12 protein-coding genes are annotated in these 12,991 nt (G+C 39.7%); 7 read left to right on the top strand and 5 right to left on the bottom strand.

Features of this window, described 5'->3' with window-relative positions; genetic code table 11:
* The first annotated feature begins 45 nt into the window (after positions 1-45).
* The 7 genes from rarD to qoxD all read left to right on the top strand — a co-directional run bounded on the left by rarD (position 46) and on the right by qoxD (position 7,614).
* Positions 46-972 carry an EamA family transporter RarD gene (gene rarD, locus J2S78_RS12310; RefSeq protein ID WP_306898974.1) on the top strand — a complete coding sequence of 309 codons (927 nt, stop codon included), beginning with the start codon at positions 46-48 and terminating at the stop codon, positions 970-972.
* Between the two features lie 343 nt (positions 973-1,315).
* A complete protein-coding gene (locus tag J2S78_RS12305) occupies positions 1,316-2,407 on the top strand; it encodes an N-acetyltransferase DgcN family protein (RefSeq protein WP_306898972.1) in 1,092 nt (363 codons plus the stop codon).
* Positions 2,404-3,477, top strand: coding sequence for an alanine/ornithine racemase family PLP-dependent enzyme (locus J2S78_RS12300; RefSeq protein ID WP_306898970.1), 1,074 nt, complete (start codon positions 2,404-2,406; stop codon positions 3,475-3,477). The genes J2S78_RS12305 and J2S78_RS12300 overlap by 4 nt, the downstream gene beginning before the upstream one ends.
* A 253-nt stretch (positions 3,478-3,730) precedes the next feature.
* Positions 3,731-4,660 carry a cytochrome aa3 quinol oxidase subunit II gene (qoxA, locus tag J2S78_RS12295; protein ID WP_306898968.1) on the top strand — a complete coding sequence of 310 codons (930 nt, stop codon included), beginning with the start codon at positions 3,731-3,733 and terminating at the stop codon, positions 4,658-4,660.
* Positions 4,661-4,759: 99 nt separating this feature from the next.
* The gene (gene qoxB / locus J2S78_RS12290; RefSeq protein WP_370871571.1) at positions 4,760-6,649 is read left to right on the top strand and encodes a cytochrome aa3 quinol oxidase subunit I; all 1,890 of its coding nucleotides are present in this window, start codon (positions 4,760-4,762) and stop codon (positions 6,647-6,649) included.
* On the top strand, positions 6,646-7,254 hold the full coding sequence (qoxC, locus tag J2S78_RS12285) for a cytochrome aa3 quinol oxidase subunit III (RefSeq protein WP_306898965.1): 609 nt from the start codon (positions 6,646-6,648) through the stop codon (positions 7,252-7,254). Before qoxB ends, qoxC begins: the two co-directional genes overlap by 4 nt.
* Entirely contained in the window at positions 7,255-7,614 is a 360-nt protein-coding gene (gene qoxD, locus J2S78_RS12280) for a cytochrome aa3 quinol oxidase subunit IV (protein WP_125554464.1), read from the top strand. It abuts the gene before it with no gap.
* 71 nt (positions 7,615-7,685) lie between these two features.
* On the opposite strand, the gene J2S78_RS12275 is transcribed toward qoxD, so the two are convergent.
* From J2S78_RS12275 to rpsN, 5 genes are all read right to left on the bottom strand, one after another.
* Positions 7,686-7,976: a spore morphogenesis/germination protein YwcE gene (locus J2S78_RS12275; RefSeq protein ID WP_306898962.1), complete on the bottom strand. Its 291-nt coding sequence runs from the start codon at positions 7,974-7,976 to the stop codon at positions 7,686-7,688.
* Positions 7,977-8,296: 320 nt separating this feature from the next.
* Entirely contained in the window at positions 8,297-9,226 is a 930-nt protein-coding gene (locus tag J2S78_RS12270) for a sugar-binding transcriptional regulator (protein WP_306898960.1), read from the bottom strand.
* Positions 9,227-9,336: 110 nt separating this feature from the next.
* A complete protein-coding gene (gene tkt, locus J2S78_RS12265) occupies positions 9,337-11,346 on the bottom strand; it encodes a transketolase (RefSeq protein WP_306898958.1) in 2,010 nt (669 codons plus the stop codon).
* Positions 11,347-11,429: 83 nt separating this feature from the next.
* Positions 11,430-12,263, bottom strand: coding sequence for a 6-phosphofructokinase (locus J2S78_RS12260; RefSeq protein WP_306898956.1), 834 nt, complete (start codon positions 12,261-12,263; stop codon positions 11,430-11,432).
* A gap of 375 nt (positions 12,264-12,638) precedes the next feature.
* Complete coding sequence (rpsN, locus tag J2S78_RS12255) at positions 12,639-12,908, bottom strand: 30S ribosomal protein S14 (protein ID WP_306898954.1); 270 nt, start codon at positions 12,906-12,908, stop codon at positions 12,639-12,641.
* Positions 12,909-12,991: the final 83 nt, after the last annotated feature.

Here is a 12,991-nt window from a genome sequence, read left to right as displayed (position 1 = left end):
GTAGTAATCAAAGAATAAATAGAGAGATAGAATCGAGGGAGTGACATGGGAGAGAAACAACAAGGTTGGGGAGTTCTTGCGGCGATGCTGGCTTACGTGAGTTGGGGGTTTTTACCTTTATATTGGAAACTAGTCGGGGATGTTCCGGCGGCAGAGGTTCTCGCTCATCGTATTGTATGGTCTCTAGTCTTTATGATTGTTGCATTATTTTTGATGAGAAAGTTAAAGGGAGTATGGGGGGAAATAAAGCAGACGTTTTCGTCTCGAAAATCGGGAATTGCTATTTCACTAGCTGCAATATTAATTAGTATTAATTGGTTTATCTTTATTTTTGCTGTAAATAGTGACCGTGTCATAGAGGCAAGTCTTGGCTACTATATTAATCCGCTCATTAATGTCGTGCTCGCAACTATCTTTTTGAAAGAAAAGCTGTCCAAATCGGAAGGATTAGCATTTTTGTTAGCCGTTGCCGGTGTTGTCACATTAACGGTGTACTATGGCTATTTGCCATGGGCAGCGCTTGGTCTTGCATTAAGTTTTGGATTTTATGGATTAATTAAAAAAACCGCAGCAGTTGGCGCATGGGCAGGTTTAACAATAGAAACGTTGTTGATGACACCTTTTGCACTGTTGTTTCTATTCTTTATCCGCGAAGGAAATAGCGCTGTGTTTCATTATGGGACGAATACTACATTATTTCTTCTCGGAGCTGGTGCAGCTACCGCTATTCCATTACTGTTGTTTGCAGCAGGTGCGAAACGGATTTCCTTTTCTTTGATGGGTTTTCTTCAATATTTCGCTCCAACCATCATGCTGATTCTAGGGGTATTTTTGTTTCAAGAACCGTTCAGTCAGCAGCAATTCATAGCATTTGTTATTGTATGGACTGGATTGTTGATTTTCACGATATCACGTTCAAATAGTACGATACGAAGTCGAAAAAGAAGAGAAACAAAAGAAAAGGCCGGCTGACTAAATAGATGAATGGCATGGGGACATATAAAAATAATCGAATGAGATAAATCTAATTCTGAATGATGGAACATTTGTCCCTTGGTCCCGACTTAGTTGCTATTAGACCAACCTCCTGCATCTAAACTTATTTTATGAATAAAGTAAAATACCTGCTTATTAACGATAAAAACCCCTGCAAATAGAAAAAGTATGCTATAGTTAAGGGAACAAGAAAAAGCTATATTTATAAACTAATATTGCGGGTGGTACTTAAAAACCTTTCTGCATACGCAGAGGTTTTTTTACAACCTTTATTTACAATTTTTATTTTTTAAGGAAATTAATTGTAAGGAGAGTAATGATGGTTAAAGAATCGGCTATTATTTATTGCGAAGGTAACTTTGGAAAAATGGACGGAAAAACAGCTAATGGATTAGTGAGAAGTTCGCGGCTTTATGATGTAGTAGGAGTCATAGACAGCACAAAGTATGGTATGGATGCTGGAGAGCTAATAGATGGAAAAGAAAATGGGATTCCTGTATTTAAAAGTTTGGAGCATGCATTACAAAACTTGCATGAGCTACCAACCCAATTTATCTATGGACTTGCACCGGCGGAGGCGTTCTTGAAACAAATAGAAAGAGACGTTGTCATGAGTGCTATGGAGTATGGAATAAACATTGTGAATACACTTCATGAATTTTTTACAGAAGACTCTGAGTTTATGGATCATGCAAGGAGATGCGGTGTTGCGATAAAGGATGTGAGAAAACCGCCTCAAAAAAAGGATATGAACCTTTTTTCTGGAAAAGTCTTTCATATTGATGTTCCTGTATTAGCAGTACTTGGAACAGACAGCGCGGTGGGGAAAAGAACGACGTCCGTTTTACTTGAGGAAGCACTCATAGAGAAAGGATTGCGTGTTGTGTTTATCGCTACCGGACAAACTGGTCTCATCCAAGGCGCAAAGTATGGAGTTGCTATTGATGCTATCCCTTCTCAATATGCTATTGGAGAGTTGGAAAGTCAAATATTGAAAGCGTATGAAAGAGAAAGTCCCGATATAATTATTGTAGAGGGCCAAGGGGCATTAAGCCATCCGGCATATATTAGTTCATGCGGCATCTTGAGAGGATCAAGAGCTAGTACAGTCATCGTTCAACACCCTCCTAAAAGAAAATACTTAGGAGATTTTGATTTTATGAAAATGCCTACGGTTGAAAGTGAAATAGAACTTATTGAACACTTCTCAACAGCAAAAGTCATCGCTGTGACCATCAACCATGAAAATATGAACAATCAAGAAATTGAACAAACGGTGAAAGATTATGAAAAACAACTTAAACTGCCTGCCACAGATGCTCTTGAGCATGGTTGTGAGAAATTAGTACAGAGTATCTTCAATGCTTATCCTTCATTGAAGCATAAAATCAAAAAGAAAATCGTTTATTGATACAATCATTCACGCCTCGTATAGAAATAAATCTAGCTAAAATCGCTCATAACGCTAACGTGTTATTACAATTGTTTGACAAAAAAGGGATAGGCATTATGGGAGTTACAAAAGCGGTTTGTGGAGATCCTGCTGTAGCAAAAGTGTTTGTCGAAGCTGGTATTCATACGTTAGCAGATTCAAAGATTAGTAATATTAAAAAGATGCGAGATGCGAAAGTTGAAGCGGAATATGTTCTGTTGAAAATTTCTTCTATTCAGGAAGTGGGGGATGTAACAAGATACGCCGACGTCAGCATTCAGTCTGAATGGGTGGTGATTGAAAAGCTTTCGCAGAGTGCCAAAAGAGCGAATCAAAGGCATAAAATAATTTTAATGATAGAAATGGGAGATGGAAGAGAAGGAATTTTACCCAAAGATATTCACGAAATGGTGCAAAAGATCTTGGGCTTATCTGGGGTGCAGTTGGTTGGTATAGCTGCGAATTTTGCTTGTTTTGGCGGTGTGAAACCGAGCAATGAAAAATTATCAGTTTTGTCTCTACTAGCCTCAGAGTTAGAATCAACATATTCTTTATGTTTTGATTACATTTCAGGTGGAAATTCTGCAAACTATCAATGGTTTACGAAAGTGGAAGACCCAGGAAATATAAATAACGTAAGACTTGGTGAATCAATATTACTGGGAGTGGAGACGCTTGAACAAAAAACAATTCCGGCATTATATACCAATACGTTTACATTCGTTTCTGAAGTGGTAGAGGCAAAAGAGAAGCCTTCTTTACCTGATGGAGAAATTGGAAAGGATGCCTTTGGGAATATTCCTAGTTTTAAGGATAAAGGAATGATGAATCGAGTGATTCTTGGGGTAGGTCATCAAGATATACTAATTCGAGGTCTGACACCTTTAATGGATGTAGAGATACTGGGTGCAAGCAGTGATCATATGGTTATTGATGCGAAGACATCTGGTTTAAGGGTTGGAGATGAAGTAGACTTCAGCTGTACTTATGGAGCCCTTCTACAAGCTATGACATCTCCATATGTTACAAAAAAATATGTTTGTCATTGATGAATATTTTTCATTTTAATATAGAGGTAAAAAGGTGAGCTCTTCGAAATAGAGACTCATCTATTTTTGTTTTCTGAAAAAAAGCGTGAAAACGAAATCATTGAATATTTTATGAATGATTTGTGTTCATTTTGAAACATTTTCGTGAGTTTTATATGACAAATTTAATAACGAATCCGTTGATGACAGTGGATTTGCTATGATGGACAAGGAATATTAGAGAGATTGTTTATTAAAGAAGGGAGTGTAATGAATGAAAGATATATATAGACGAATAAAGCGATGGGCAGTTTTGCCAGCTTTTGCGCTTATATTTTTAGTGACTGGGTGTGCTGACTTGACGGTCTTAGACCCTAAAGGACCGGTTGGGGAAAGTCAGAGTGACCTAATTATATTTTCTATTATTCTTATGCTGTTTGTGGTGGCAGTCGTTTTTGTAGCTTTTACTTATATGATTATTAAATACCGCGAACGTCCTGATCGTGGCGAAAAAGACTATGACCCTGATCATGAGGGGAATACGAAACTTGAAATCATTTGGACTGTCATTCCATTAATTATTGTGACAGCATTATCAATTCCGACCGTTATTACGATTTATGAATTAGAGGAACCTCCAGAAGCTTCTAGTGAAAAGGAGCCTCTTGTTGTCTATGCAACATCTGCGGATTGGAAATGGTTTTTCAGCTATCCGGAACAAGATATTGAAACCGTGAACTACTTACACATTCCAACCGATCGAGCGATAGAATTCCGTTTGTCTTCTGCAGACTCGATGGCATCGCTTTGGATACCAGCACTTGGAGGACAAAAATATAATATGGCCGGCATGGAGAATACGTTATATTTGCAAGCTGATGAAGAAGGAACGTACGAGGGAAGAAACTCTAACTTTACTGGTTCCGGCTTTGCTGAGCAGACGTTTGATGTACATGCAGAATCAGCAGATGAGTTTGAAACTTGGGTAGAAGAAACACAAGAAGACGCATCAGAATTAACACAGGAAAAATATGATTCATTGTTAGCGCCTGGTTTATTAAAAGAAATGGAATTTTCTTCTACACATTTAGACTATGTGGACCATGGAACTCATCAAGGAAGCGATTATTTAATAAAGCGTCATAAAGATGCTTTTGAAGAGCCGCTACACTTAGAAGGTGGTAGAGGTGTCGAAGATGAATAACCGAGGCGGACGGAAAGCAGGTGAAATAAAGTGGAGAATTTCATAAATTTTTTAGTTGATGATTTTTTTGTTACGGGGGAGCCATTAATTTATGGTGCCATGGTATCGATGGCGTTAGTTTCCATTGCGATTGTTTTTGTACTGACGTACTTTAAGAAGTGGGGCTATCTATGGAGAGAATGGCTTACGACAGTAGACCATAAAAAAATCGGGATTATGTATATTATTGCTGCGATAGCCATGTTATTCCGCGGCGGTGTGGACGGTTTAATGATGAGAATTCAGCTGACATTGCCAGGGATGGAATTCCTGGATTCTCAACATTACAATGAAGTATTTACGACTCACGGTACGATTATGATTATTTTTATGGCAATGCCTTTTTTGATTGGATTAATGAACTATATTATTCCATTACAAATTGGTGCGAGGGACGTTGCCTTTCCATTTTTAAACGCAGTTAGTTTTTGGTCCTTTGCGTTTGGTGCATTGCTGTTTAACATCTCCTTTGTTATCGGTGGATCACCAGATGCGGGTTGGACGAACTATGCACCGATGGCTGGTGAAAACTTAAATCCCGGACCGAGCCAAAACTATTATTTAATGGGACTGCAAGTTGCTGGTATTGGGACACTTGCTACAGGAATTAACTTTCTAGTTACTATTTTAAAAATGAGAGCTCCCGGTATGAAAATGATGAGATTGCCAATTTTCACTTGGTCTTCATTGATTACATCGATTATTATCGTGTTTGCATTTCCTATTTTGACAGTGGCTTTAGCTTTAATGACAGTAGACCGTATTTTTGGTTCTCACTTTTTCACGCTGACCGGTGAAGGTATGCCGATGATGTGGGCAAATCTTTTCTGGCTATGGGGTCACCCAGAAGTATATATTGTTATTTTACCAGCGTTTGGAATATTTTCAGAAGTTATTTCTACGTTTGCCCGGAAGCAGTTATTTGGTTACAAAGCGATGGTTATCTCGATGGTAATTATTGCGGGACTTAGCTTTGTTGTGTGGGTACACCACTTCTTCACCATGGGATCAGGAGCAGCGGTGAACTCATTCTTCTCCGTAACAACGATGCTTATTGCGGTGCCAACGGGGGTTAAAATATTTAACTGGCTCGGCACGATGTATAAGGGACGAATACGATTTGATACGCCGATGTTATGGTCACTCGCCTTTATTCCATGTTTTGTAATTGGTGGGGTAACTGGTGTTATGCTAGCGATGGCGGCGGCAGATTATCAGTACCATAATACGTACTTTCTCGTCGCTCACTTTCACTATGTGCTAATTGCCGGAACGGTATTTGGTTGTTTTGCCGGATTAACATTCTGGTATCCAAAGATGTTTGGTCATAAAATGAATGAGAAATTGGGTAAAATCAGTTTCTGGTTCTTTATGATTGGATTTAATGTCTGCTTCTTGCCAATGTATTTCCTTGGATTTGCAGGTATGCCACGTCGGACCTATACAATTGAACCAGAATGGATGCCTTTGAGTGTCACTGCGTCTGTTGGTGCTGCTCTTATGGCAATCGGTTTTGCAGTATTTGTTTATAACATTTACTACAGCTTCCGTTACAGTCCTCGTGAAACACAAGGGGATGCATGGGATGGACGAGCATTAGAATGGGCAACGACAACGCCAGTCCCATATTACAACTTTGCTACCGTTCCGAAAATTGAAGGACCAGAAGCATATTGGATTATGAAAAGTAAAGGAGAAACAACCTACGATAAAGAGAAGGTGGAACCAATTCACATGCCGAGTGATTCTGGAATTCCGTTTATTATGATGGCTTTCATGTTTGTCGGAAGTTTTGGGCTGGTATGGGAATGGATATGGATGGCGATAGCCGGATTGATAGGCGTGCTAGTTTGCATGTTCATTCGTTCTTTTGATTATGATGATGGTTTCCATGTCTCCGTTGAAGAAATAAAAGAAACCGAAGAAAAGGCAAGGGGGGGAGAAAAATGAGTGCAGACACGGATTTAACAACTGGCCCGCTTGAATATCGGTCACATGAAGGAAGAATGAATATTCTTGGGTTTTGGATCTTTATCGGCGCAGAAGTTGCATTATTTTCTACACTGTTTGCGACGTATGCTGTTATGTTTGGCCGCACAGGAGATTCTCCAGTCCCTGCTGAATTGTTTGAGTTGCCGATGGTACTCATCATGACCTTTCTTCTTTTAACTAGTAGTTTTACTTGTGGAATTGCGATTCATGAAATGCGTCGCGGCTCTTTAAAAGGATTGCTTACTTGGCTTGCGATAACCTTAGTACTCGGTTTAGGGTTCTTAGGTTTTGAGATATATGAGTTTGTGCACTACATTCATGAAGGAGCGTCTCTTCAATCAAGTGCATTTTGGTCAGGTTTCTTTTTATTAACAGGGACCCACGGTTTGCACGTCTTGCTCGGAATATCTTGGGCAACTCTTCTGATTGTCCAGCTTCGTCAAAGAGGATTAACACCGGTGACGTCTAGAAAAATGTTCATTGTCGGATTGTATTGGCACTTTTTAGATGTTATCTGGATCTTTATCTTCACCAGTGTTTATTTGATTGGGATGGTGGTATAAATGAGTAGCGAACACAGCGAAGGCTTCCCTAAAAAACACATTGTTGGGTTTATCGCATCGATTGTTCTTACGATAGTAGCCGCCTGGGCAGCACTTAGTTCCGGTCTGCCAACACCGTGGATTATAACTGCGATTATGGTGTTGGCTGTGATTCAAGCATGCATTCAATTATTCATGTTCATGCATATGACGGAAACCGATAGCGGCGGCATACAGGTTGGTAATATGTTGCAAGCATTTTTTGTCGCAGCTGTCGTCGTGGCTGGTTCGATATGGACGATGTCCTTTGGCTACAGTCATAATCATGATGGCGGTGGAAATGATGCAGAAATGGAAAATCATGAGGATATGGATCATTAATAAATAGAAAACACTCCGTTACAGGAAGACTATCCTGAAAACGGAGTGTTTTTTATTATTCTATACAAGAATCAGCGTGCGCTAGAACGAAATCGAGGAACCACTTGTTTTGATGCCATATCCTTAAAGAACGATATAAGGAACATGATAAGGGCAACATCTGCAAGTAAAAGGCTTCCGTAGAAGGCTACGATAGAAGTTGGAGCATTTAATACAGTTATTGAGGTGAAGTGACTAAGGAAATAATCCCACATTCCAAGCATTAAAGCACCTTGTATTAGGGAGAGGCTCCATTTTCCCCGACGAGCAAAAAAGAAAGGAGCTACAGTTGCAAAAGCCATAAATAATAATAGAACATCCATATGAACACCTCTTTAATTTACGGTTATTTACTACAATTCTAAGTAAACGGTTTCAATTTTGTTACTTATATTGTAACAAATAAGTCACAAAAAAGACATAATTAATTCAAAAAAAGTTCAAATTTCATTTGATAATTATTAAAGTTTTATCAAAACAGGAAAATTTAAAAGAAGGACGGATGTTGGGCAGTTATCCCAAGATCTGTCCTATTTAATCTTATTTTTCAGCAGGGTTGCTCTCGAAGGCTTTTCGCTCCCTTTGCCTGTCTTAAGAGTTCACAGAGTTGATGGAGGATGTTTCGACATCGAAAAAAACAATATTATGATTGTAATAACCAATGAGCGGTGTTTTGATCGGTAATTAATATGTTGGCATAGCCGCCTTGTAAAGCTCCTCGCACAGCACGCTGCTTCTTTTGGCCCCCAGCTACAAGAATGGAAGACTTTTTCTTTTTTAATTCATCTAGTTCGATACCAATCGTACGTTCATTTAGTTCTTCATGACATATGTGTCCCTCCTCATTAAAAAAACGGGAACATATTTCACCGGCAGCGTCCGTATCAAGTTTATTCAATTCATCTTCTGTAAAGTAATCCGTTTGCATGAGAACGGAGTCGATCGTTGGGGCACCAACACTAAAGATTGCTTTGTCAGCCGTTTTTCCTTTTTGGAGAATACGCTGAATATGTCTATCTTTTTCAATTGCATTTTTGACAGAAACATGATCAACAATTGCTGGTAAGGGAAGTAGCCAATTATCGGTTTGAAACGCACGTCCAAGTAAATGAATGATTTCTGTTGCATACGTTTGATTTCCGGAATGGCTGGCGCCGCCGTTTAACTGAACAATTTCCACAGTAGGCATTGTTTTTGGTTGCACTCTTTTGGCCGTTTCGTAAAGAGTTGTTCCCCATGAGGCCGCAAGTGTGTCTTGACTTTCGATGTGATGATCGAGAAAGGAAGCAGCGGCTTCCCCTAGTTTTTCTTTTAATGTTGTTTCTTCTTCATCTGAATGAACGATAATGACTTCTTTTAATTCATATGTTTTTTTCAAAGCTAGCGTTTGCTGCTCAATTTCTTCAGAAGGATCATGGATGGTTACTTCTACAATTCCTTCCTGTTTCGCTTTTTTGAGGATTCTGGAGACGGTTGGCCGTGACATCTCCAACTTTTTAGCAATCTCTTGCTGGCTGTAATCATATTCATAATACATCCGAGCAGCGTCAATCATTTTTGAGAGTTGATCCATGGCACGCACCTCCTGCTTCAATTTGTTCTTTTTTTATTTTAATAAAAATATAGCAAAAAAGAAAACCGGAAAAGCCTTATTATCGCTTTTCCGGATTATACTACAGCTTCTTATAATAGTTCTTTTAGTTTGTTAGCAACACATTCTGGTGTAAAACCATACTGAGCAACAACTTCAGGTCCCGCAGCGGAAGCACCAAAGGTATTAATACCAAAAGTATCACCATAATCTCCCGTGTAGCGTTCCCAACCGAAAGGAGAAGCCATTTCTACAGCTAATCGTGCTTTAACATGAGGTGGGATAATCTGTTGGCGATATGTTTTTTCTTGAGCATCAAATAAATCCCAACTTGGCATGCTGACAACTCTTGTGGAGATATTGTCTTGTTCAAGCAGTTGTTGTGCTTCGATGGCTAACGAAACTTCTGATCCACTTGCTAATAGGACAGCATCCGGCTCAGAGTTTTTGGCTTCTTTTACGATATAGGCACCTTTTTTCACACCCTCTTCTGCTTGATTTTCCGTACCAGCAAGAACAGGCAGGTTTTGTCTGGTTAATACGAGTGCAGTTGGGTGATCATTAGATTGTAAAGCTTGCTTCCAAGCAGCACGTGTTTCATTGCCATCGGCCGGGCGAATGACTGATAATCCAGGCATTGCACGTAGAGACGGAAGTTGTTCGATTGGTTCATGTGTTGGTCCGTCTTCCCCTACAGCAATGCTGTCATGTGTGAAGACATAGTTAACCGGAAGTTCCATGATAGCTGCCATTCGAATAGCAGGACGCAAGTAATCAGAGAAAACAAAGAAAGTACCTCCGAAAATTTTCAGACCGCCGTGTAGTGCCATCCCGTTCATAGCAGCAGCCATCGCAAATTCCCGTACGCCAAACCAAATGTTTTTCCCATCATAGGTAGGGGCGCCGAAATCATTTGTATCGTTAATGTGCGTTTTGTTGGAACCGCCAAGATCCGCTGATCCTCCTAAAAATTCAGGAACGGCAGATGCTATCGCTTGAATCATTTCACCAGAAGTAGCTCTAGTTGCTTTAGGTTTGTCATTTTCAGAGTATGTTGGTAAAGAAACATCCCAGTCAGCAGGAAGTTCACCATGAATAGCTTTTTGGAATGACGCGGCTTTGTCCGGATGATTTACTTCGTATTGGCTTAACTCGTTCTGCCAATTTTCAAATTGTTGTTTTCCGGGTTTTGCAATCATATCTTGAAAACGGGAATAAACAGAATCCGGAACAAAAAATGGTTCTTCAAACGGCCATCCATAGGCCTGTTTTGCCAGCTTGACTTCTTCTTCACCAAGAGCAGCACCGTGTGAAGCAGCGCTGCCGGATTTGTTTGGAGCGCCAAAACCTATAATTGTTTTCACTTCAATAAAGGATGGCTTATCGGCATTGGTTTGTGCTTCTTTAATTGCTTTTTCGATGGCTTCCATATCTTCTCCGTCTTCTACGCGCTGCACGTGCCATCCATATGATTCAAAGCGTTTGGCAGGATCTTCGGAAAAAGAACGATTTAAATCGCCGTCTAGGGAGATGTCATTAGAATCATATAATACTATTAATTTTCCTAGTTTTAAATGTCCAGCAAGAGAAGCGGATTCAGCACTTACCCCTTCCATTAAATCACCATCACCACATATCGAGTAGGTATAATGATTAATTAATTCGGCGTCTTGTTCATTGTAAGTGGAGGCCAGTTTGCGTTCTGCCATTGCCATACCAACAGCCATGGCAACTCCTTGACCAAGCGGACCGGTTGTTGCATCCACACCGGGAGTATCTCCAGATTCGGGATGTCCAGGGGTTTTGCTTCCCCAGCTTCGGAATTGTTTTATATCGTCCATTGTCAGATCATATCCGCTTAAATGAAGAAGGCTGTATAAGAGCATGGAACCATGACCCGCAGATAATACAAAACGGTCGCGGTTAATCCAATCAGGCTTCTGCGGATTTGTTTTAAAAAAACGACTCCAGAGTGTATAAGCCATAGGAGCAGCTCCCATAGGCATTCCTGGATGTCCGGATTGTGCATTTTCAACGGCATCCATCGATAACGTCCTAATAGTTTGTACGGCTAGTTTGTCTTCATCTGTGAAATGTGACAAGTTAAATCCTCCTCTGTTGTAATAATAGCTATTTTGATTGTTGCTATGAACTCTGACGTCTTATGAAAAGGGGCGATGTTTGTTTAAGCTGTTACGTGAAACCACTCCACTTGATTAGGAGAAGAAGCTGCCGAATGCACCCATTCATTTGCTTTTTGTGCAGCTCGAACCATCAAAAGTCTATCTTTAGCGGTAAATTTAGGTCCAAGACATTGAGCCCCGTCGACGGTAACGATATTTATATTTATGTCCATTGTTTTAGACAACTGTTCGCTGATTTTAGTGGAATCAAGCGTTTCATCGATGGCAGCTAGTGCATATGTCTGTCCCGATTGATAGTGCTGTATTAAACGTTGTTGAAAAGCATATCTAGTATTTTCATCCACATCTTTTAGTTCCAATCCTCCCGTGGATAGGGCTACATCTTCTGTTAAATGACGGGATGCTCCTTTTGGGAGTTGTAAAAAGAAAAGTCTAGGTTTTCCATATTTCATAGAATCAGCGGTGTCGGCGACGCATAACGCTTGGTTTACTATTTCATTCAAAGCTGTGTCGTACCCGATGGACTCAGATGAATGAATGGTTGGATACAACATGGATACTGGCATGATAAAGACAGGTTGTTTTAGTTGAGAAAGAACTTGTTGAAGTTTTTCTTCGTTTTGAAGCGGGTCTGTTAATAGCAGAACCACGTCTGCCTCATTCAATGTTTCTATGAGCCGATTAGTTTTTGTTTCATCAATAAAAGCAAATGGAGCCGTTTGTGCAAAGAGTTCAAGATCAAATGTCTTTAAAGTGACATTATTATCGACATGGTAGACCATATTCCAAGTCGTACCGGGCACATCTAGTTGTTGTCCAAAAAATCTCAAAAAAGATTGAGGCAATACACTCATGTTAACGACGGCAGGTCTCATAAAACTTCACCACTTTTTGAAATTAATTTCAATTAACAATGAACAATATTTCAAATTTTATTATACGGGATTTTAGAGTAGTTGACAATTGAAGATGAGAAAAAATTCAGAAAGGAGCAAGTTATAAGGGATGGATGAGCGGATAAATTCTTTCACTAGAAAGGTCCTATCGGAGGTATTTTACTAGCGAAAAAGAATGGAATACTAGCCAAGCTGAGGGAGTTACTAGCCAAATATTTAAGTTTACTATCCAAACAATTCGTTACTGTCTAAATGTGATTGATTACTAGCCAAAGAGATTGAATTACTGTCAAAAAGACCACATTTACTATCCAAACAAAAAAATCATGATGTGTATCACACCATGATTTCTTCTTACCAGCTTGCTTTTTTTACACCTGGTAGTTGACCTTTATGAGCTAGTTCCCGGAACGTAATGCGGGACAATCCGAACTTGCGCATATAACCGTGGGGTCTGCCAGTTACCCCGCAACGATTATTTTGACGGGTGGGGGAAGAATCGCGGGGAAGTTTACGAAGTGCTTCATAGTCGCCTTTTTGCTTTAAGTCTTTGCGTAGCTCCGCGTACTTATTTACCGTCTCTTGGCGTTGTTTTTCCTTTGCGACTTTTGCTGCAGTTGCCATTATTGTGCCCTCCTTTCCTATAAAAATATTTATTATATTGTTAATCGTAATGAGTACGATTTGTAATTCTTTTATAATATATC

The organism is Salibacterium salarium (genome assembly GCF_030813635.1).
GTDB lineage: Bacteria > Bacillota > Bacilli > Bacillales > Marinococcaceae > Salibacterium > Salibacterium salarium.
Note: the sequence above shows the minus strand (reverse complement) of the source record. Positions and strands in the feature narration are given on the sequence as shown.